General features: G+C 62.2%; 19 protein-coding genes and 1 other RNA gene. 13 read left to right on the top strand and 7 right to left on the bottom strand.

Going from position 1 to position 19,509, the window contains the following annotated elements; genetic code table 11:
• Positions 1 to 7: 7 nt before the first annotated feature.
• The 3 genes from ABID19_RS07105 to ABID19_RS07095 form a co-directional block, all read right to left on the bottom strand.
• Positions 8 to 1,894 (bottom strand): extracellular solute-binding protein, encoded by a 1,887-nt coding sequence (locus ABID19_RS07105; protein WP_354489132.1) that lies wholly within the window; start codon positions 1,892 to 1,894, stop codon positions 8 to 10.
• Positions 1,894 to 3,771, bottom strand: a complete 1,878-nt coding sequence (locus ABID19_RS07100) for an extracellular solute-binding protein (protein ID WP_354489130.1) — start codon at positions 3,769 to 3,771, stop codon at positions 1,894 to 1,896. Before ABID19_RS07100 ends, ABID19_RS07105 begins: the two co-directional genes overlap by 1 nt.
• Before the next feature lie 157 nt (positions 3,772 to 3,928).
• Positions 3,929 to 4,624, bottom strand: coding sequence for a c-type cytochrome (locus ABID19_RS07095; protein WP_354489128.1), 696 nt, complete (start codon positions 4,622 to 4,624; stop codon positions 3,929 to 3,931).
• A 193-nt stretch (positions 4,625 to 4,817) separates the two neighbouring features.
• Here ABID19_RS07095 and ABID19_RS07090 point away from each other — a divergent pair, with 193 nt between their 5' ends.
• From ABID19_RS07090 to ABID19_RS07070, 5 genes are all read left to right on the top strand, one after another.
• Complete coding sequence (locus ABID19_RS07090) at positions 4,818 to 5,555, top strand: 3-deoxy-manno-octulosonate cytidylyltransferase (RefSeq protein ID WP_352934150.1); 738 nt, start codon at positions 4,818 to 4,820, stop codon at positions 5,553 to 5,555.
• Between the two features lie 35 nt (positions 5,556 to 5,590).
• Entirely contained in the window at positions 5,591 to 6,454 is an 864-nt protein-coding gene (locus tag ABID19_RS07085) for a prephenate dehydratase (RefSeq protein ID WP_352934148.1), read from the top strand.
• Between the two features lie 230 nt (positions 6,455 to 6,684).
• A complete protein-coding gene (locus tag ABID19_RS07080) occupies positions 6,685 to 7,476 on the top strand; it encodes a phytanoyl-CoA dioxygenase family protein (RefSeq protein ID WP_354489126.1) in 792 nt (263 codons plus the stop codon).
• Between the two features lie 171 nt (positions 7,477 to 7,647).
• Positions 7,648 to 8,451, top strand: a complete 804-nt coding sequence (locus ABID19_RS07075) for an alpha/beta hydrolase (RefSeq protein WP_354489124.1) — start codon at positions 7,648 to 7,650, stop codon at positions 8,449 to 8,451.
• Positions 8,452 to 8,597: 146 nt separating this feature from the next.
• Positions 8,598 to 9,251: a glutathione S-transferase family protein gene (locus tag ABID19_RS07070; RefSeq protein ID WP_354489123.1), complete on the top strand. Its 654-nt coding sequence runs from the start codon at positions 8,598 to 8,600 to the stop codon at positions 9,249 to 9,251.
• A 54-nt stretch (positions 9,252 to 9,305) separates the two neighbouring features.
• Here the strand turns inward: ABID19_RS07070 and ABID19_RS07065 are convergent, their stop codons facing one another.
• From ABID19_RS07065 to ABID19_RS07055, 3 genes are read right to left on the bottom strand one after another with little or no spacing between them, the layout of a single operon-like run.
• Positions 9,306 to 9,602 carry a Dabb family protein gene (locus ABID19_RS07065; RefSeq protein WP_354489122.1) on the bottom strand — a complete coding sequence of 99 codons (297 nt, stop codon included), beginning with the start codon at positions 9,600 to 9,602 and terminating at the stop codon, positions 9,306 to 9,308.
• A gap of 10 nt (positions 9,603 to 9,612) precedes the next feature.
• Positions 9,613 to 10,563 (bottom strand): NAD(+) diphosphatase, encoded by a 951-nt coding sequence (nudC, locus tag ABID19_RS07060; RefSeq protein ID WP_354489120.1) that lies wholly within the window; start codon positions 10,561 to 10,563, stop codon positions 9,613 to 9,615.
• A gap of 37 nt (positions 10,564 to 10,600) precedes the next feature.
• Complete coding sequence (locus ABID19_RS07055; protein WP_354489118.1) at positions 10,601 to 11,020, bottom strand: HIT family protein; 420 nt, start codon at positions 11,018 to 11,020, stop codon at positions 10,601 to 10,603.
• 288 nt (positions 11,021 to 11,308) lie between these two features.
• On the opposite strand from ABID19_RS07055, the gene ffs reads away from it, so the two are divergent.
• The 3 genes from ffs to ABID19_RS07040 all read left to right on the top strand — a co-directional run bounded on the left by ffs (position 11,309) and on the right by ABID19_RS07040 (position 13,762).
• An RNA gene (gene ffs / locus ABID19_RS07050) (signal recognition particle sRNA small type) lies at positions 11,309 to 11,405 on the top strand.
• A gap of 158 nt (positions 11,406 to 11,563) precedes the next feature.
• Positions 11,564 to 13,414 (top strand): DNA polymerase III subunit gamma/tau, encoded by a 1,851-nt coding sequence (locus ABID19_RS07045; RefSeq protein ID WP_354489116.1) that lies wholly within the window; start codon positions 11,564 to 11,566, stop codon positions 13,412 to 13,414.
• 24 nt (positions 13,415 to 13,438) lie between these two features.
• Positions 13,439 to 13,762 (top strand): YbaB/EbfC family nucleoid-associated protein, encoded by a 324-nt coding sequence (locus ABID19_RS07040; RefSeq protein WP_352934129.1) that lies wholly within the window; start codon positions 13,439 to 13,441, stop codon positions 13,760 to 13,762.
• 43 nt (positions 13,763 to 13,805) lie between these two features.
• On the opposite strand, the gene ABID19_RS07035 is transcribed toward ABID19_RS07040, so the two are convergent.
• Entirely contained in the window at positions 13,806 to 13,937 is a 132-nt protein-coding gene (locus ABID19_RS07035; RefSeq protein WP_354489114.1) for a hypothetical protein, read from the bottom strand.
• 21 nt (positions 13,938 to 13,958) lie between these two features.
• Here ABID19_RS07035 and ABID19_RS07030 point away from each other — a divergent pair, with 21 nt between their 5' ends.
• The 5 genes from ABID19_RS07030 (at position 13,959) to ABID19_RS07010 (ending at position 19,495) form a co-directional block, all read left to right on the top strand.
• Complete coding sequence (locus ABID19_RS07030; protein WP_354489112.1) at positions 13,959 to 14,198, top strand: hypothetical protein; 240 nt, start codon at positions 13,959 to 13,961, stop codon at positions 14,196 to 14,198.
• 155 nt (positions 14,199 to 14,353) lie between these two features.
• Positions 14,354 to 15,289 (top strand): cell wall hydrolase, encoded by a 936-nt coding sequence (locus ABID19_RS07025; RefSeq protein ID WP_354489111.1) that lies wholly within the window; start codon positions 14,354 to 14,356, stop codon positions 15,287 to 15,289.
• 288 nt (positions 15,290 to 15,577) lie between these two features.
• Positions 15,578 to 16,183: a recombination mediator RecR gene (gene recR, locus ABID19_RS07020; RefSeq protein WP_354489109.1), complete on the top strand. Its 606-nt coding sequence runs from the start codon at positions 15,578 to 15,580 to the stop codon at positions 16,181 to 16,183.
• Positions 16,184 to 16,359: 176 nt separating this feature from the next.
• Positions 16,360 to 17,631: a lytic murein transglycosylase gene (locus ABID19_RS07015; RefSeq protein ID WP_354489108.1), complete on the top strand. Its 1,272-nt coding sequence runs from the start codon at positions 16,360 to 16,362 to the stop codon at positions 17,629 to 17,631.
• A 223-nt stretch (positions 17,632 to 17,854) separates the two neighbouring features.
• Positions 17,855 to 19,495: an ABC transporter substrate-binding protein gene (locus ABID19_RS07010; RefSeq protein WP_354489494.1), complete on the top strand. Its 1,641-nt coding sequence runs from the start codon at positions 17,855 to 17,857 to the stop codon at positions 19,493 to 19,495.
• Positions 19,496 to 19,509: the final 14 nt, after the last annotated feature.

Genomic DNA, 19,509 nt, shown 5'->3' with positions numbered 1-19,509 from the left:
CAAAATTTCACCCTTTGCCAATCTTTGCCGCCTTGTCCTTGTCGAACCACCACAGCACCTCGACTGGAAAGCCGAAATCGGGCTTCTGCTCGGGAAAGCCGAACATGTCCCAATAGGCCACTCGGTGATTCGCCTGATAATATGTTGGAATCCAGTCTAGGCGCGCGCGCAAGACCCGATCGAGTGCTTTGAGCGCCGTGACGAGTTCGACCCGGCTCTGCGCCTTGCCGGCTGCCTCGATCAGCGCGTCGATGGCTTTGCTTTCCGTGCCGGGATAGTTGCGCTGTCCCGGCGTTTTCGCCATCCGCGAATCGTAGAGGATCTCCAGGCCGTCGGCGGTCGGCGTCGCCCCGATCGACCATGCGAGCAGGTTGAAATCGAAGTCGAAATTGCTCTGCCGCGCTTCGTATTGCGTCGAATCGACCTGCCGAATCGAAGCGTCTATGCCGATCGCCTTCATATTCTCGGACCATGGGATGAAAATGCGAACCAGGCCATCGTCCTCGGCCAACATTTCCACCCGCAGCCGCTCGCCTTTTTCATTGACGACGAAGTTGCCCGCACGCTTCCAGCCGGCTTCGGCAAGCAGTCTCGAAGCCTCGCGCAGCAGCTTGCGGTCGTGTCCAGAACCGTCGGAAACCGGCTGCATCACCGGTTCGCCGAAGGTTTCCGGCGGCAACTCGGCCCGGAACGGCTCCAGCAGGGCCAATTCCTCGGGCGAGGGCGGCCCCTCGGCCTTGTAGTCCGACCGCTCGAAGTTCGATTGCGAGCGCTCGTAAGCGCCGTAAAATAGAACCCGCTTGGTCCATTCGAAATCGAAGCAATTGGCGATCGCCCGTCTGACCCGCACATCGCGGAATTGCGGGCGACGCTGGTTCAGCGCAACAGCCTGCATGGACGGCGTTTTCTCGCCGGGAAATTCGCGTTTGACGACCTTGCCGTCCTTCAGCGCCGGAAAGTCGTAGCCGGTTGCCCATACCCGGGCGGTGAATTCTTCGCGAAAATGCGTGTCGCCCTTTTTCAGGGCTTCAAACGCTGCCTGACGATCGAGATAAAAGTCGATACGGATGCGATCGAAATTATAGAGGCCGCGGTTCACAGCCAGATCCCTGCCCCAATAGTCGGCGACGCGTTCATATTCGACAGTCTGCCCGGCAACCACGCGCCCTATTTTGTATGGGCCGGAACTGAGCGGCGGTGTCATCGTCGAGGCATCGAATTCGTTGACCGTATAAAAGGCCTTGGACACGATCGGCATTGCGACGATCGCGAGGATATTCTGCGCCGACTGTTTGCCGTTGAAGGTGAGGTCGACGCTAACCGGATCGACCGCGACCGCTTCCGTCATATGCCGGAGCGCTTGGGAAAGGTTGGGATGGCCCTTGTCCTTGTAGAGCGTCAATGCGAAGGCCACGTCCTCGGCGGTTAGCGGTGAGCCGTCATGGAAGCGCGCTTGCGGACGCAGGCTGAAGCGAAAGCCGTTGCGGTCCGGCGTCAAGGTAACGGACTCTGCAAGCAGGCCATAGACCGCATCCGGCTCATCGAGTGCGTTTGTCATCAGCGAATCGAAACAGAGTTCGGTGCGTGGCGGCGAATCCCCCCTCAACACCAGGGAATTCAGCGTGTTGAAGGTCAGGAAACTCTGGTTGAGGGTGGAGTTTGGCGGCGCGAAATTCATCTGGCCGCCCTTGGGGGCGTCCGGATTGACGTAGTCGAAATGCGTGAAGCCTGGGGAATATTTGAGGTCGCCGAAGGCCGACAGGCCGTGCAGCTTTACGCCTGTCGGGATGGCGGCGAAGGCCCGGCCGGGCATCAGTGCTGCCGCCGCGGCAGCAGCGCCCAGTGCCAGAAAGTCGCGGCGGGCCAATGAGTTGCGGCGGGTGAGCGCCGCCATCAATTGCCACTCTTGTATTTTGCCGCCAGCGCCTTTTCCTTGTCCGCATCGATCCACCAGGAATCGATGTCGGCGCCGACATAGGCGGGTTGCTTGTCAGGAATGCCGAACTTATTCCAGTAGGCCAGCCAGACCACCGGTCTATGCCATTGCGGCACGACATAGTAGCTCCACAACAGCACCCGGTCGAGCGCGTGGGTGGCAGCAACCAGATCGTCTCGATCGGTGGCGAAGATAACGCGGTCGACCAGCGCGTCGACGACCGGGTCCTTGATGCCCATCAGATTGCGGGAGCCAGGTGCATCGGCCGCCTTTGAGCTCCAGAAATCGCGCTGCTCATTGCCGGGGGAGTCCGACTGTCCGAACATCCCCGTCACCACGTCGAAGTCGAAGCTGCGGGTGCGGTTCACATATTGGCTAGGGTCGACAATGCGAAGCGCGGCATCAATGCCGATCTTGCGCAAACTGCCGACGTAGGGATTGGCGATCACCTCGTCGCTCGGGTCCCGTCCGAGGATTTCGAGTTTGAACTGTTGGCCGGTCTTGGCGTTGACCATCTTGCCGGCCTTGATGACCCAGCCTGCCTGAGCGAAGAGATCTACCGCAGCCTTCAAATATCTGCGCTCGGCCTGCGGGGAATCGTAAACCGGGAGCTTAAACTCCTTTGTGAACAGCTCCGGCGGCAGCTTGTCTCGATACTGTTCGAGGATTTCCAGCTCCTTGCCCTGTGGCAGGCCGCTCGATGCCAATTCCGTGCCTTGGAAATAGCTTGATGTACGGGTGTTGAGACCGAAGAACAGCGTACGGTTCATGCTTTCGAAATCGAGCACATTGGTCAGCGCCTCGCGTATGCGTCGATCCTGAAACTGCGGGCGCCGCAGATTGAGCACGAAACCCTGCATCGGTTCGGGCGCTTTGGTCTTGAACTCCTTTTTGATGACGTCGCCTGCCTTGATCGCGGGGAAGTCATAGGCCGTCGACCAGCGTCTGGAACTGTTTTCCGCGTTAATGTCCTCGAGCCCACCCTTGGTGAATGCCTGCCAAGCCGCGTTCTCATCGAGGATGTAGGTGAAACGCTGGGTATCGAAATTTTCGCGGCCGATCTTCACCGGCAGCTTGGCGGCCCAGTAGTCGGGCACGCGCTGCCAGACGATTTCCGAACCCGGTTTGAAACTGGCGATCTTATAGGCGGCGGACCCCAGTGGCGGCTCCTGCGTCGGCTTGGTGACGTCGCGCTTCTTGCCCTTGGCGTCAGTGCCTTCCCACCAGTGCTTCGGCAGCACGACGAGGTCGCCAAGGATTTTCGGCAGCTCCCGGTTGCCCTTCTGGTCGAAACGGAATTCGACTTCGCGGTCCGAGGTCGCGACGGCATCGGTGACGTTCTCGAAATAGCGGCTGTACATCGGGCTGTTGGCCTTCAGTACGTTGAACGACCAGATCACGTCGTCGGTGGTGATCGGCTTGCCGTCATGCCACTTGGCCCGCCGGTCGAGACGGTAGGTCACCGAGGAATAGTCGTCTGGATATTTGTACGCGTCGGCGATCAGCGGATGGCTGGTGCTGCCCTCGTCGGTCGCCTGCTCCATCAGCGTGTCGTAGAGCAGCCCGCCGCCAAACGGAACGAAGCCGGCAGCGAACGAACCCTGGACGATATAGGGATTGAAGCTGTCGAACGTGCCGGGCGCCACCGAATTCAGCGTGCCGCCCTTCGGCGCATCCGGATTGACGTAGTCGTAGCGCTGGAAGTTGTTGCCGTATTTGGATTCGCCGATCAGCGACGAGGTGGTGCGCCATTCGTCCGCGAAGGCTGCCTGCAGGCCGCCGGCAAAAGTCGCCACAACCAGCATCGATCTGAGAAACGTTCGGCCAACCGTCATGCCTTCTCCTCTTTGCGATACCTGTCAGCGGACAATCTAGATCATTTGACGCCTATGAAAACCGCGACAAGCCGGCTTTGTCGCCGCACATGCGTTTTTCCTAACAAAAAAGCCGGGCTGAACCCGGCTTTTCTAGGACGTTGCCATGACAATTGCGTTATTGCGCCGGAGCCGGTGCGGGAGCAGCAGGGGCTGGCGCGGGAGCGGCAGGTGCTTCACCTTCCGCGGGCTTGGCCGGTGCTTCACCTTCGGCCGGTTTGGCCTCACCCCCGGCGGGCGCAGCCGCATCGGCTGAAGCGCCAGGCGCAGGCAGCGGCTTCGGGCTGTCCGATAGCGTGCGCAGATAGGCGATGACGTTGGCGCGGTCCTCATCCTTCGGCAGGCCGGCGAAGCCCATCGCCGTGCCCTTCACGAGCTTCTTCGGCGACAGGAGGAAGTGGTTGAGATTGTCGTAGGTCCACTTCTCGGCGCCGTCCTTGGAAAACTCCTTCATGCCGGCCGAATAGGCAAAGCCCTCATGCTCGGCGACGGGACGGTCAATGAGATCCCAGAGATCGGGACCGACCTTGTTCGGCCCGCCCTTTTCGCCGGAGTGGCAGGCCTGGCACTTCTTGAACACGGCGGCCCCTGCCTCGACATTGGCGGTGGCCAGGAGGTCGGCGATCGGCTTGGCTTCTGCCGCAGGGGCTGCCGGGCCGCCTTCGGCAGGTTCCTCGGTCGCCTCGATGGCGAAGCCGGGTTTTTCCGGGGCGGGGGAGGCGAACAGCGCATCGGACACGATGCCGACCGAGAACACGACGAACACGGTTCCGAGCAGCCCGCCGATCAGCTTGTTGATTTCGAAAGAGTCCATACGCCCCAGGCTCCCTTTTCCGGCGGACCGATCCGTCCACTCCGTCCGTCGGTAATCGTGAACCACCCCGCGAGGCGGTCAAATCGGGCGGAAACTAGGTCTTTTGCTCTGGCGTTGCAACACCTATAAGGGCGCTTCCAGTGAGACCTTTTGCCACTTTTCCAATCCTCTTTTTCGAACGCTTCATCACCCGATGTCCACGCTCATCCTCATCCCGGCCCGCATGGCCTCGACCCGCCTGCCGGGCAAGCCGCTGGCCGATATCGCCGGCGCTCCGATGATCGTCCATGTCGCGCGCCGCGCCGCCGAGGCCGGGCTTGGCCGGGTGGTGGTCGCCACCGATACGCAAAGCGTGGCCGAAGCGGTGCGCGCGCATGGTTTCGAGGCTGTCATGACGCGGATGGATCATGAATCGGGCTCCGACCGCATCTTCGAGGCGCTGGCGACGTTGGATCCCCGGCACAAGGTCGAAACGGTCGTCAATGTGCAAGGCGACCTGCCGACCATAGACCCCGAGATTATCAATGCCGCGCTGAAGCCGTTCGAGGATGCCGCGGTCGACATCGCCACGCTCGGCATCGAGATCGTGCGCGACGAGGAAAAGGCCAATCCGAATGTCGTCAAGATCGTCGGCTCGCCGCTGTCGGAGACACGGCTGCGGGCGCTCTATTTCACCCGCGCCACGGCACCCTGGGGTGAGGGGCCGCTCTATCATCACATTGGCCTCTACGCCTATCGCCGCTCAGCACTCGAACGCTTCGTCGCGCTGAAGCCGTCGCCGCTGGAACGGCGCGAGAAGCTCGAGCAATTGCGGGCGCTGGAGGCCGGCATGCGCATCGACGCCGAGATCGTGCAGTCAGCGCCGTTCGGCGTCGATACGCCGGACGACCTCGAACGCGCCAGAACCATCCTTTCAACCCGAGATATTTGATCGACCCCGATATCTGATCAAACGAGACATTTGGCATGCCTGAAAAAACCAACAGAATATCCTTCCAGGGCGAGCCGGGCGCCAATTCGGACACCGCTTGCCGCAACATGTTCCCTGATATGGAGCGGTTGCCGTGCCCGACCTTCGAGGACGCCTTCAATGCGGTCGAGACCGGCAAGGCCGACCTCGCCATGATCCCGATCGAGAACACGATCGCCGGCCGCGTTGCCGACATCCACCATCTCCTGCCGGAATCGAAGCTGCACATCGTCGGCGAATATTTCCTGCCGATCCATTTCCAGCTGATGGTCTTGCCGGGCGTCAGGCGCGACGAGATCAAGACCGTGCACAGCCATATCCATGCGCTCGGCCAGTGCCGCAAATACATCCGCAAGAACGGCTGGAAGCCGGTGGTCGCCGGCGACACGGCGGGTTCGGCCAAGCTGGTCGGCGAGGTGAAGGATCGCACCATGGCGGCGTTGGCGCCGGCGCTGGCCGCGACGCTCTATGGGCTCGACATCATCGAGGAGAATGTCGAGGACACCGACAGCAACGTCACCCGCTTCGTCGTGCTGACCAAGAACAAGCAATGGGCCGAACGTCCTTCCGCCGCCGCCAGGATGATGACGACGTTCATCTTCCGCGTCCGCAACGTGCCGGCCGCGCTCTATAAGGCGATGGGCGGCTTTGCCACCAACGGCATCAACATGACCAAGCTGGAGAGCTACCAGCTCGGCGCCTTCACGGCGACGTTGTTCTACGCCGATATCGAGGGTCATCCCGACGATCCGCTGGTGAAGCTGGCGCTTGACGAGCTGCGCTTCTTCTCGCGCGAAATGCGGATCCTGGGTGTCTATCCCGCCAGCGAATCGCGCGAGCAATGGAAGGTGGCGGATTAGTTCCCTTGTTTGAGCGCTCTATCTCTTGTTTTTGCGCTGCTCATACTGTTCGGGATGCCCTATGTCCTGCGTGCCTTGATCCCTCCCTGCGCCTCAGTATACGTTCCCATCATGATGTTCATGTCCACATTCTTCCCCCTGATCTGAGCGGTCCAAGTGGTTCCGGCGCATCCGCGCCAATCAGATCAAGCGGCTGTGCTGACGCGGCGGCCGCGAACGGAGAATGTGTAATGCCCAAAACCGAGCACATCGGTCTGACCTCGCATCAGGTCCAGAACTTCATCGACGACGGTTTCGTCAAAATCGAAAATGCCTTCAGCACCCACCTTGCAAAGCAATGCAGGGACGAGCTGTGGGCGGATATTGGTCTGTCGCCAGACGAACCCGAAAACTGGATTCAGCCAGTTGTTCGGGTGGGGTTCAAGGCTTCGCCCCCATTTGTTGAAGCCGCCAACACGCCGATCCTGCACAAGGCCTATGATCAACTCGTCGGTGATCGCGGCTGGCTTGCGCCCAAAGGCGTCGGAACCTTTCCGATCCGCTTTCCCTCACCGGAATCTCCTGGTGATGATGGCTGGCACGTGGACATGAGTTTTGGCGACGACAATCCGGATTTCATGGAGTGGCGTGCCAATGTGAAGAGCAGCGGACGGGCATTGCTGATGCTCTTCCTGTTTTCGGATGTTGGCCCTGACGATGCGCCCACGAAGATACGGAAAGGTTCCCATGCCACCATTGCGCGGGAGTTACTGCCCTATGGCGACGCCGGCGCGACGCTCAGGCAGATCTCTGCCAATGGTTATGCTTCGACAGAAGATTGCGAGGTTGGACTGGCAACCGGTGCGGCAGGCACCGTCTATCTGTGCCACCCATTCCTCGTTCATGCCGCGCAACCTCACCGAGGGAAGCAGCCGCGCTTCATGGCACAACCACCGCTGCTGCCGAGAGGTGAGTTCGACCCGCTGTTGGCTCCGTCGCCGGTTCAGGTCGCCATCCGTCGGGCTTGTGGGTTAACGCCATAGTCAGACAACGCCCGGGACCGTCGAACGGTCCCGGGTGCTCCAAAGACCACGGACTCGGAGCCGTCATCCGACGCTTTGGTCGGGTCCTGAACCTATAGCATTCATCGAGAGCTCTGCGGTGCCCTGACCTGGCGCCTTGCCAAGTAGCGAGCGCCAGGCGACATTCCTGCGATGTGGCTCCTGAAACTGGCGCTCGCAGCCGCTGGATTGTATGCGGTCGTTGTCGCTGTCGCGTATGTGCTTCAGTCCCGGCTGATCTTTCCGGCCGGCCTTGCGGGTTTTGGACCCGATCCGCCGGCCGGGGCCCGCCATGTCGAACTGGCGACGCAGGATGGCGAGCGCGTCGTTCTGGTGCGCCTGCCGGCAAGGCAGGCAGTGTCGGAGCCACGCCCGCTCCTGCTGGGATTCGCCGGCAATGCCTGGAACGCCGACGCACTTGCCCTCATGCTGCAGCAGCTATTTCCCGAACATGAGGTCGCTGCGCTGCACTACCGCGGATATGGGCCGAGCAGTGGAAGCCCGTCGGCCGCCGCCCTGTTCGAAGACGCCCGACGCGCCTATGACCACCTGGCCACCGATGCCCAAGCCGGCATCGTCGCCATCGGCCTTAGCATCGGCGCCGTGGTTGCGGTCGATCTGGCGACGGCCCGGCCCTTGCGCGGCATCGTCATGGTGACGCCTTTCGATTCGCTGAAGGAACTTGCCGCTCACCACTATCCCTGGCTGCCGGTGCGCCTCCTGCTGCGGCACCGCATGGAAGCGGCAGAATCTCTGCGCGACCTCGATATGCCCGCGGCCGTCATCATAGCCGAGAACGACACCATCGTTCCTGCGGCACGCTCGGCAGCTCTGCGCGAGGCCGCCCGTGATCTGCGCAGCCACATCGCGATAGCGGCTGGCCATAACGACCTCTATGGGCATCCCGACTTTGCCGAGGCGCTACGCGCCTCCGTTGCCGCAGTCACCCGCGATTGACGAGCAGTTCCCAGATGTCGGAATTCCGGTTCGACATTCGTCCTTTGCTTGCCACAACCGAAAAAGGGACGCGACCAGATGAGGAAACTGATCTCAATCGACGACGTCATGCATGATGGCGTCATGCAATCATCCGGAGCCTGCCGATGACCCCCACCATCACCGCCTTTGAACAGTCGCCCGATCGCGGAAGGGGACTGGCGCGTGACATGCGCGTTCGCTGGGCGCTGGAAGAAGTCGGCCGGCCCTACAAGGTTCGTCCTGTTTCGTTCAAGGCGATGAACGAACCCGCGCATCGAGCACTTCATCCTTTCGGGCAGATTCCGACCTATGAGGAGGGCGATCTCGCCCTGTTCGAGTCTGGGGCGATCGTGTTCCATATCGCTGAGCGCCATGCGGGCCTGTTGCCGGATGATGGGAATGCCCGGGCGCGCGCGATCTCATGGATGTTTGCCGCGCTCAACACGGTGGAGCCGCCGATCCTTGAGCGCCAAACCGCCGTGCTCCTGGAGCGCGACGAGACCTGGCACGAACAGCGCCTGCCTGTTGTCGAGGATCGCGTCCGTGACCGGCTGGGTGAACTTTCCGGTCGTGTCGGCGATGCCGACTGGCTCGACGGTGCGTTCAGCGCGGGCGACCTGATGATGGTGCACGTGCTGCTAAGGTTGAAAACATCGGGTATGCTGGACGAATATCCGAACCTCTCCGCCTATGTCGCCCGCGGCGAAGCCCGACCGGCCTATAAGCGTGCTTTTGCCGCTCAACTGGCGGTTTTCACCGGCAAGTCATCGGCCGGCTGATAAAGGTCCCCAGTGGGGCCGAACTTGCTCGTCCGGAATGTTTGAACTGTGATCCTACCCCAGCGGCTCGTAGTCGATCTCGAGAAACGCCTCGACCTCGGGGATCCAGCGGTCGCGAACGAAGGCGACGTGCTCGGGATAGTCGTTGTAGCGGGAATAGGCGGCCTGGTCGGCGAACTCCATCGAGAAGCCGAAGCGATAGTCGTTTTTCGGGCTGACCTGCCGCAGCTGCTCGAACTTTTCGACGCCCGGTATCGCCACGAGAATTCTTTTCGCATCAGCGAGGAATTTTGCTTCCTCGGCCGAGCTGTCTTTGTGCTTCAACCTGAACACCACAGTGTGACGGATCATTTTTGCTCCCCTATGAATTTTGCGCGCTGTCGGCCCAGGCGCGGATGAGGTTATAGGCGATCGCCCCCTTCGGCGGCGTGACCAGGCCACCCGGATGCTCGCGGGCCAACATCGAGAGCACCTCGTCGCGAAAGAACCAGCGGCAGTCTTCCAGCTCGTTGAGGTCGGCCTGGATGTCGTCGTTGAGCGGCTCGCCGAAGCAGCCGATCATCAGCGAATAGGGAAACGGCCAGGGCTGGCTGGCATGATAGACGACCCGGCCAAGCCTGATGCCGGCCTCCTCCAGCGTTTCGCGGCGCACCGCCGCCTCGATCGTCTCGCCCGGTTCGATGAAGCCGGCAAGTGCTGAATACATGCCCGGCGCGAAATGCCGGCCACGGCCAAGCAGGCATTTTTCGCGCGTCGCCGTCAGCATGATCGCCACCGGATCGGTGCGCGGGAAATGCTCGGTGGCGCAGGCCGGGCAAAGCCGCTTGTAACCGCCGGCCCGCATCTCGGCTTCGCTGCCGCATTTGCTGCAGAAGCGATGGCTCGCATGCCAGGCGAGCAGCGCGGCTCCTTGCGCCATGGCGCCGGCCGCGGCTTCGTCGATCAGCCCCTGCATGTAGACCGAGCGATAATCGATGGCCTTGATCGTCTCCGGCAATTGTTCGGGACCGATGCCGGCCGGTACGGCGAGCACCGGACCGCTGTCGGAAAAACCGAGCAGGACGCCGTGGTAGAGCGACGCCTGGAGCGGCTGGCTTTCCTCGGCGCCGAACCAGGGATCGAAGCCGTCACCGATGGGCTTCAGATAGAGGCGTCCTCCATGCATCAGCAAAAGCCGGGCTGAGGGGTCGGCGAGCGCCTTTTCGACGGAATCGTCGGCGCGGTTTTCGGATTGCCGATCGATCACATTGCCGGCGAAGCCGACGAACTGGCTCGGCTCGCGCAAAGGCGCGTCAAACAGGCGGAAGCTCATGGGAGACTCTGGATTTCAGGATGGACACGGGACAGGCTTATAGCGCCGCCTTTATCTGTTGCGCAAACCGGCGCAGATCCGGGCGCTGGTAGGGCTCGCGCATGCCATGCCCCCACACGGGGCCCGGCCAGCCGGGATCGCCTTCCGAGCGCGCGATGACATGGACATGCAATTGGCGCACGATGTTGCCGAGCGCGCCGGTGTTGATCTTGGTGCAGCCGGTCACCCTTTTCAGTGCCTGCGCCACCATGTTGGTCTCGAAGGTCAGCATCGCCTGGTCGAGTGGCGTCATGTCGTGGATTTCCTCTACGCCCGGCCGCTGCGGCACTAGAAGCAGCCACGGCCAGCGGCGGTCGTTCATCACCCGCAACTCGCATAGGCCGAGCCACATCAACTGTTCGCTGTCCGTCTCCAGACGAGCATCCAGCGTGAATCCGGCCTTGAGGCCCGGCAACATCGGCGTTTCCTTCACTTTTGTTGTATTTTTAGACCAGTGAACGCTAGAGCGGCTGCCGGGGGGCCGCAAGAGGCGGCAAGCGAATCATTGCTTTGTGACGGCAGTTATGCTATTGATTTGCCCATGGTGCTGATTTGCGCCAGCGATCCGCCCAAATCATCCGCCCCAAATCATCCGCGATGACGACCCGCCCCCGAGGCGGGTTTATTATGTCGGCTTTCGGCGCCATCCCGGCTGATTGATCCTGCGCCCTTGCATTTCATCGCCGAATTGCCGATATGGAACGCGGGAGGTTGGTGGTGGACGGTCCACTCGCCAACCGGGTCAGGTCCGGAAGGAAGCAGCCCTAACGAGCCCGGAACGGGTCATTGTTCCAGCCTCCCGCCTTCGCCTTTCTCCCGCGACCCGCCTTTCTCTGGCGACCCCGCCTTTTTTGGCGACCCCGCCTTTTTTCGGCGACATTGACGGCGCCAAGCCCGGCGGGCGAAACTATGCGCAGGAATCGGCCGCCTGCAGGCGCGGCCCTTGGAGCTTTACGGGCGAATGAGCGAAGCCGGAAATTCGGGAACGGAAAAGGCGGTTGCCTATCGTGTTCTGGCGCGCAAATACCGTCCTGCGAATTTCTCCGAATTGATCGGCCAGGAGCCGATGGTTCGCACCCTTACCAACGCCTTCGCCACCGGCCGCATCGCCCAAGCCTGGATGCTGACCGGCGTGCGCGGCGTCGGCAAGACGACGACGGCGCGCATACTGGCGCGGGCCCTGAACTACAAAACATCGACCGTTGACCAGCCTTCGGTCGACCTTGCGGTTCCGGGTGAGCACTGCCAGGCGATCATGGAAGGCCGCCATGTCGACGTCATCGAGATGGACGCCGCCTCCCATACCGGCATCGACGACATCAGAGACATCATCGAGCGCGTGCGTTATGCGCCGGTGTCGGCGCGCTACAAGGTCTACATTATCGACGAAGTGCACATGCTCTCCACCCAAGCCTTCAACGGCCTGCTGAAGACGCTGGAAGAGCCGCCGCCGCACGTCAAATTCATCTTCGCAACCACCGAAATCAGAAAAGTTCCGATCACCGTCTTGTCGCGCTGCCAGCGCTTCGATCTCAGGCGTATCGATGCCGGCGCGCTGGTTGCGCATCTCTCCTCGATCGCCGGCAAAGAAGGCATTGCGGTCGACGACGACGCGCTGGCGATGATCGCCCGCGCGGCCGAAGGCTCAGCGCGCGATTCGCTGTCCATTCTCGACCAGGCGATCGCCCATGGCAGCGGCTCGGTCAGTGCCGAAGCGGTGCGCGCCATGCTCGGGCTGGCCGACCGCGCCCGCATCGTCGACCTGTTCGAACATGTGATGAAGGGCGACGTGGCGGCAGCCCTGGCCGAATTCCGCAACCAATATGATACCGGCGCCGATCCGGCCGCGGTGCTGACCGATCTTGCCGAATTCAACCATCTTGTCACGCGGCTGCGCTTCGTGCCGACGGCCCTCGACGACGCCTCGCTGTCCGAGGACGAGCGCCGGCGCGGCGCCGACTTCGCCAAGGCGCTGTCGGTCAGGGTGCTGTCGCGGACCTGGCAGATGCTGTTGAAAGGCATTCCCGAGGTGCAGTCTTCCAATCGGCCGGTCAGCGCCGCCGAAATGGTGCTGATCCGGCTGGCCCATGCCGCCGACCTGCCGACATTGGACGAGGCATTGAAATCGCTGGAGGGCGCAGCATTGGTGCCGAATGGCGCGCCACGCTCGAATGGTGCGCCCGCAAGCTCTGGCCCGGCAAATGCTGGCCCCGCAAATACTGGCCCCGCAGGTCCGAGCAACGGCGGCGGCGGCGCCAGCGCCGTGGCGCAGACGCGGATGCCGGCGGCCAATGGCGGCACGCAGACCATGCGGCTGGTCGAACCCGAGCCGATGCCTGCAGCCTTCGTTCCGGCGCCGGAGCCGGTTGCGGATGCGCCGCCGGTGCCGGTGAAATCGCTGGCCGACATCGTCGCCCTTGCCGATGCCCAGCGCGACATGGCCTTCAAGGTGCTGGTGAAGCGCTGCGTACGCCTGGTGCGCATCGAGCCGGGCCGCATCGACGTCAGCCTGACCGACGACGCGCCGAAGATGCTGCTCAACGACCTGACCGCCAAATTGCGCGCCTGGACCGGCCGCAACTGGCTGGTGTCGCTGTCGAAGGAAGAGGGCGGCCAGACGCTGGCCGAGATGGAATCGACCAAACGCGAAAACGCCCTCCTCGATGCCAAGAGCGACCCGACCGTCGCCGCTATCCTGGCGCGTTTTCCAGGCGCCAAGATCATCGATGTGCGCATTCCCGACGCGCCGGAAGCCGATGCGGTCGAGGCCGAGGTTCCGGTTGAGCCGGCGGCGGACGACGACGAAACCTGATATTAATTTGTAGAGGACCCCACGATGAAAGATCTTCTCGGCCTGATGGGCAAGGCGAAGGAAATGCAGGCCAAGTTCCAGGCCATGCAGGACGAGATCGCCACGCTGGAAGCCACCGGACAGGCCGGCGGCGGATTGGTCAGCGTGACGCTGACCGGCAAATTCGAGATGAAGGCGCTGAAGATCGATCCGTCGCTGTTCAAAGAGGACGAGGTCGAGATCCTGGAGGATCTGCTTCTCGCCGCCCACAATGATGCCAGGGCCAAGGTCGAGCAGATCATGCAGGAAAAGACCCAGGCGCTGACCGCAGGGCTGCCGATACCGCCGGGAATGAAGCTGCCATTCTAGATCTGAACTTTAGCGTTTCAGCGGCGCCATGAGCAAAGAGCCATCAGCCAGGTTGATAGAGCAGCGCCTCCGAAACCGGATCTATGAGATCCTGGAAATCCTGGCCGACTGCGATGCCGGCGTGAATCTCGTTGGAATCAATGGCTATTTCAATCTCTTCGACGATTTCCTCCATCGCCCGTCCGTCGAACCCTGCATGTCGGTCCTGTCGAAGGACGAACGCGCGATCGTGCTGGAACTGGCCGATTTGCTGGAGGCTGCCTGCGCGGCAATCCCTGACTTCACCAAAGCCGAGTTCATCGAGAGCGGCTGGCCTCAGCAGATTGCGCCCCAGGCACGGGAAGCGCGGACGCTATTCCTGAGGCGCGGCCTGTTCTCAGAGGAATTCGACGAATCCGAACCAGGGCAACCGATCGCCGTTCCGGCCGGCAGGTAGGCCCCGTACCGTCATTGCCGACCAGATTTGGCCGCCAGATGTGCTGATTCGGCCACTCTCGTCGTTTAATAACCCTTTAGCCATCTTTTTGCCTGAAAGTGTCTCATTCTTGCCGCAGCCTGGGCGGGCTGGCAGCAGAAACGAGGGGATATCTGTTGATCTCTACCCGATGGAAGACGCCGTTGTTGCTCGGCGTCATCACCTCTCCGCTGTTTTTGGCCGCCTGTAGTCAGACCACCTCGCACGGCCTGTCCGTCGCCAGTCTGACCGATGCCGTCAGGTCCCGGCCCTACAGTCACACAGCGAAGGACAAGGAGTGCCTCCAGCGCGCGATGTTCTTCGAATCCAACCGGTCTAGCCGTGACGGCATGATTGCCGTCGGCACGGTGGTCATGAACCGGCTGCGCTCCGGCAAGCACGGCAACACCATCTGTCAGGTGGTCGGCGAGCGCGGACAGTTCGCGCCGGGCGTAATGACGCGGCGGATGAATTCGAAGGCGATGCCCGATGTCGAAGAGGCCGCCGAGGCGGTGCTCAAGGGCGAGCGCAAGGCCAAGCTGAAAAACACCATGTTCTTTCACACCGCTGGCCTGCGCTTCCCTTACAAGAACATGCACTACACCATGGTTGCCGGCGGCAACGCCTTCTATGAAAAGCGCGGCCGCAACTGGAAGCCTCTGCCCGACGAGCCCACGGTCGCCGTGGCACAAGCCACGCCGCGGGCGCCGGCGGCCGCAGCCACCGCTCCGGCGACGCTCGTCGCCTCCGCGGCACCGCTACGCGCCACCAAGGCGACAACCGCCAGAGCTGCCACATCCGCCGATGCAACCTATGTGACCGCGGTCGCATCGCAGCCGGCAAAGGCAACTCTGGAGAAGGCGACGCCACAGAAGGCGACCCTTGTCGCGATGCAAGAGCCGATGCAGGAGCCGGATGCGTCCCGTTTCGGCGGCACGGCCGACACCCGGCCTGTCGCCTCGTTTCCAGCCGCCTCGGCCGAGCCGACAATGGCGTTTGAATCGACACCGGAGAACACCGACGCCATCGGCGCGATGATCGCCGGCCAGACCCGGCCGCTGGAAGAAAACTGAGCGAGCAACTTTCGAGGTCGGCGCCGCCCCTCATCTGGCTGCCGCCATCTTCTCCCCGTATAGTGACGGGGAGAAGGGGCCAGCCGCAAACCTCGATACCCCTTCCGCGTCGCTGGAGATTGGCGAAAGCCTTTTGCGAAGGCGCTTTCTCCCCGTCACTACACGGGGAGAAATGCCCGGCAGGGCAATGAGGGGCAGCGCCGACCTGAAGCAATTGCGTGGCAGCAGCAGTCCTGCGTGTCCGAAGACGCTGTTCCAAAGCGGGCGGAAAAATCCTAGATCAATGCGATGTCGAAGCGAATCGCCGGTCCCGAGATCGAACGCCTGATCCAGCTCCTGGCCAAGGTGCCGGGCCTAGGCCCCCGTTCGGCCAGGCGAGCCGCGCTTCACCTCATCAAGAAGAAGGAACAGTTGCTGTCGCCGCTTGCCGCCGCCATGAGCGAGGCGGTCGACAAGGTGCGCATCTGCTCGACCTGCGGCAATGTCGACACGTCCGACCCCTGCATGATCTGCACCGACCCGCGCCGTGACGCCGGCACGCTGATCGTCGTCGAGGACGTGGCCGACCTATGGGCGCTGGAGCGGGCGGCCGCCATGAATGTCCGCTACCATGTGCTCGGCGGCACGCTGTCGCCGCTCGACGGCATCGGCCCCGAGCAGCTCAACATCCGCTCGCTGGTCGACCGTGTCGCCGGCGGCGAGGTCAAGGAGGTGATCCTCGCCGTCAACGCCACGGTCGAGGGCCAGACCACTGCGCATTATCTCACCGACCAGCTATCCAGCTTTGACATCAAGGTGACGCGGCTGGCGCATGGCGTGCCGGTCGGCGGCGAACTCGACTATCTCGATGAAGGCACGCTGGCCGCGGCGCTGCGCTCGCGGACGGCGTTTTGAGGTGGTTGCTGGGAGGGGCACTTGAGATGATTGCATTCCTTCGCGCCCCCCTCTGTCCTGCCGGACATCTCCCCCACAAGGGGGGAGATTGGATGTCACGCCGGCTTTCGCCAACCTCCAGCGCTGGAGAAAGGGCGCCGCCGTCAAAGCTGCCAATCTCCCCCCAAGTGGGGGAGATGTCCGGCAGGACAGAGGGGGGCGCGACAGAACGCCGACTTTGCGGATTGGCGGTCTTTCTTGCTACGCTCGTTGCCCTTCTCCTCGCCACCCCCGCCTCCGCCGCGAAAATCGACGACCAGTTTCACGCCTGGCTGCAAAATGATCTCTGGCCCGAAGCCAGCGCCAAAGGCATCTCCAGAAAAACCTTCGATACCGCCTTCGACGGCGTCAAGCCGAACCTCAAACTGCCCGACCTGGTGATGCCGGGCAAAAAGCCGACGACTCCGCAGAAGCAGCATCAGGCGGAGTTCGGTTCGCCTGGCGCCTATTTCGCCGAAAAGACGGTTCGCGCCGTCACATCAGGCGGGCGGACGCGCAAGGCGGCCAATGCCCGGACGATCGCCGCGATCGAGAAGCGCTACGGCGTGCCGGGCGAGGTGCTGTTGGCGATCTGGGGCCGCGAGAGCGGCTTCGGCGCAGCGAAAATGCCTTACGATGCTTTCGAAGTGCTGGGCACCAAGGCGTTCATGGCGACCAGGAAGGACTTCTTTCGCACCGAGTTGCTGGCAGCACTCGAGATCGTCGAGCGTGGGTTGGCCCCGGTCGGCGCGATGAAATCGTCCTGGGCAGGGGCGCTCGGCCAGCCGCAGTTCATGCCGAGTTCGTTCCTGAACCATGCCGTCGATTTCGACGGCGACGGTCGGACAGACATCTGGAATTCGGTGCCGGACACGCTGGCCTCGATCGCCAACTATCTCGTCCACTATGGTTGGGTGAAGGGCCGCGGCTGGGGTTTCGAAGTGACTGTGCCTGAGGCGGTTTCCTGCTCGCTCGAAGGTCCGGACCAGGGCAAGAGGATTTCTGAATGGGCTGATCTGGGCATCAAGCGCGTCGCGGCAAGGCCGTTTCCGGCGCGCGAGTTGAAGGCCGAAGGCTTTCTTTTGATGCCGGCCGGGCGCAGTGGTCCGGCCTTTATCGTCACGCCCAATTTCTACGTGCTGAAGCAGTACAATACCAGCGATCTCTACGCCCTCTTCATCGGTCACGGGGCCGACCGCATCGCCCATGGCGACAATAATTTTTCCGGCAGTTGGGGCGCGGTCGGCGGGCTCCACAGGTCGGACATCGCCGCCCTGCAGCGGGTGCTGGAAGCCGAGGGCTACGATGTCGGCAGCGCCGACGGCCTGCCCGGTTTCAAGACGCGCCGCTCGATTGGCAATTGGCAGGCAAAGAACGGTCGCGCCGCCACCTGTTTTCCCGATGCCGATCTGGTCACTGCGTTGAAGTAGCGCATCACCCCTGCGTCCCATGGTCGGAGGCAGCCGATACCGGCCCGATCAACCCAGTTGCAAATGCTCGTTGCCGGCTTGGAAACCGCCGGATATGGTAATGGACCAACTGGACAAAAATTGCCGTGACAACGGTCCGGGGCGGCCGTCGTTCGGCCAGGCAAAGAACGCTGCAACCTGAGCCGGGAACTCAGGTCAACAAAAACAGGGAACAATTAAAATGATGATGGAAAAGCTTGCTCTACGCACCCGCTTCCTGCTTACGGGTGCGGCCATGTCCGCGCTGCTTCTGGCCGGTGCTCCTGCCCTTGCGGTCACGCCCGCCGACACGCTGGTCGAGGGTTTCGCCATCGACGACATCATCTCCATGGATCCGGGCGAGGCCTTCGAGCTTTCGACCGCCGAAGTCACCGGCAACACTTACGATCTTCTTGTCCGCCTCGATTTGAGCGATACGTCCAAGGTCAAAGGCGACCTCGCTGAAAGCTGGGCTGTCTCAGATGACGGCCTGGTCTACACCTTCAAGCTAAAGCCCGGCCTGAAGTTCGCTTCGGGCAATCCGATCACCGCAGCCGACGTCGCCTATTCGTTCGAGCGCGTTATCAAGCTCGACAAAAGCCCGGCCTTCATCATCGGGCAGTTCGGCATCAATGGCGACAACGTCACCGAGAAGGCCAAGGCCGTCGATGATACGACGTTCCAATTCACCGTCGACAAGGCCTATGCGCCGAGCTTCGTCCTGAACTGTCTGTCGGCAACGGTCGCCTCGGTCGTCGATGCCAAGCTGGTCAAGGAACATGTCGCCGCGGTCACGCCCAGCGACGACTATAAATACGACAACGACTTCGGCAACGCCTGGCTGAAGACCGGCTATGCCGGCTCCGGCGCCTTCAAGCTGCGCGAATGGCGGGCCAACGAAGTCGTCGTCATGGAGCGCAACGACAATTATCACGGCGAAAAGGCCAAGCTTGCCCGCGTCATCTATCGCAACATGAAGGAAAGCTCGGGCCAGCGCCTGGCACTCGAGGCCGGCGACATCGACGTCGCCCGCAATCTCGAGCCGAACGACCTCGACGCCATTGCCAAGAATGCCGATCTTACCACCACCAGCGCGCCGAAGGGCACGGTCTACTACATCAGCCTCAATCAAAAGAACCCGAACCTCGCCAAGCCAGAGGTTCGCCAGGCCTTCAAATATCTGGTCGACTACGACGCCTTGAGCACGACCATTCTCAAGGGCATCGGCGAGATCCACCAGAGCTTCTTGCCGAAAGGCGTGCTTGGCGAGTTGGACGAGAATCCGTTCAAATTCGACGTCGCCAAGGCCAAGGAACTGCTCGCCAAGGCCGGTCTCGCCGACGGCTTCAGCGTCACCATGGACGTGCGCAACACCCAGCCGGTGACCGGCATGGCGGAATCGTTCCAGCAGACGCTGGGACAGGCCGGCGTCAAGCTGGAGATCATTCCCGGCGACGGCAAGCAGACCTTGACCAAATACCGCGCCCGCAACCACGACATCTATATCGGCCAGTGGGGCCAGGATTATTTCGATCCGAACTCCAATGCGCAGACGTTCGCCAGCAATCCCGACAATTCGGATGAAGGCAAGACCAAGACCCTTGCCTGGCGCAACGCCTGGGACATTCCGGACTTGACCAAGGAGACCGAAGCGGCCCTGCTGGAGAAGGATCCGGCCAAGCGCGCCGCAATGTACCAGGACCTGCAGAAGAAGATCCTCGAGACCAGCCCTTTCATCATCGTTCACCAGCAGCTGGAAGTGGCCGGCCTGCGCAAGAACCTCAAGGGCTTCGCGCTCGGCCCGAGCTTCGACACCAACTTCGTCGGCCAGATCTCCAAGGAATGATGCCGGCGGACGCG

Source organism: Mesorhizobium robiniae, assembly GCF_040545535.1.
In the GTDB taxonomy this organism is placed as follows: Bacteria; Pseudomonadota; Alphaproteobacteria; order Rhizobiales; family Rhizobiaceae; genus Mesorhizobium; species Mesorhizobium robiniae.
Note: the sequence above shows the minus strand (reverse complement) of the source record. Positions and strands in the feature narration are given on the sequence as shown.

Excerpts from the sequence above, each read along its gene's own strand:
- recR (WP_354489109.1), top strand. The coding sequence starts at position 15,578 with ATGTCGAAGCGAATCGCCGGTCCCGAGATCGAACGCCTGATCCAGCTC.
- ABID19_RS07045 (WP_354489116.1), top strand. The coding sequence starts at position 11,564 with ATGAGCGAAGCCGGAAATTCGGGAACGGAAAAGGCGGTTGCCTATCGT.
- ABID19_RS07100 (WP_354489130.1), bottom strand. The coding sequence starts at position 3,771 with ATGACGGTTGGCCGAACGTTTCTCAGATCGATGCTGGTTGTGGCGACT.
- ABID19_RS07075 (WP_354489124.1), top strand. The coding sequence starts at position 7,648 with ATGTGGCTCCTGAAACTGGCGCTCGCAGCCGCTGGATTGTATGCGGTC.
- ABID19_RS07105 (WP_354489132.1), bottom strand. The coding sequence starts at position 1,894 with ATGGCGGCGCTCACCCGCCGCAACTCATTGGCCCGCCGCGACTTTCTG.
- ABID19_RS07010 (WP_354489494.1), top strand. The coding sequence starts at position 17,855 with ATGATGGAAAAGCTTGCTCTACGCACCCGCTTCCTGCTTACGGGTGCG.
- ABID19_RS07055 (WP_354489118.1), bottom strand. The coding sequence starts at position 11,020 with ATGTTGCCGGGCCTCAAGGCCGGATTCACGCTGGATGCTCGTCTGGAG.
- ABID19_RS07015 (WP_354489108.1), top strand. The coding sequence starts at position 16,360 with ATGTCCGGCAGGACAGAGGGGGGCGCGACAGAACGCCGACTTTGCGGA.
- ABID19_RS07080 (WP_354489126.1), top strand. The coding sequence starts at position 6,685 with ATGCCCAAAACCGAGCACATCGGTCTGACCTCGCATCAGGTCCAGAAC.
- ABID19_RS07095 (WP_354489128.1), bottom strand. The coding sequence starts at position 4,624 with ATGGACTCTTTCGAAATCAACAAGCTGATCGGCGGGCTGCTCGGAACC.
- ABID19_RS07085 (WP_352934148.1), top strand. The coding sequence starts at position 5,591 with ATGCCTGAAAAAACCAACAGAATATCCTTCCAGGGCGAGCCGGGCGCC.
- ABID19_RS07065 (WP_354489122.1), bottom strand. The coding sequence starts at position 9,602 with ATGATCCGTCACACTGTGGTGTTCAGGTTGAAGCACAAAGACAGCTCG.
- ABID19_RS07030 (WP_354489112.1), top strand. The coding sequence starts at position 13,959 with ATGTCGGTCCTGTCGAAGGACGAACGCGCGATCGTGCTGGAACTGGCC.
- ABID19_RS07070 (WP_354489123.1), top strand. The coding sequence starts at position 8,598 with ATGACCCCCACCATCACCGCCTTTGAACAGTCGCCCGATCGCGGAAGG.
- ABID19_RS07035 (WP_354489114.1), bottom strand. The coding sequence starts at position 13,937 with ATGGAGGAAATCGTCGAAGAGATTGAAATAGCCATTGATTCCAACGAG.
- nudC (WP_354489120.1), bottom strand. The coding sequence starts at position 10,563 with ATGAGCTTCCGCCTGTTTGACGCGCCTTTGCGCGAGCCGAGCCAGTTC.
- ABID19_RS07090 (WP_352934150.1), top strand. The coding sequence starts at position 4,818 with ATGTCCACGCTCATCCTCATCCCGGCCCGCATGGCCTCGACCCGCCTG.
- ABID19_RS07040 (WP_352934129.1), top strand. The coding sequence starts at position 13,439 with ATGAAAGATCTTCTCGGCCTGATGGGCAAGGCGAAGGAAATGCAGGCC.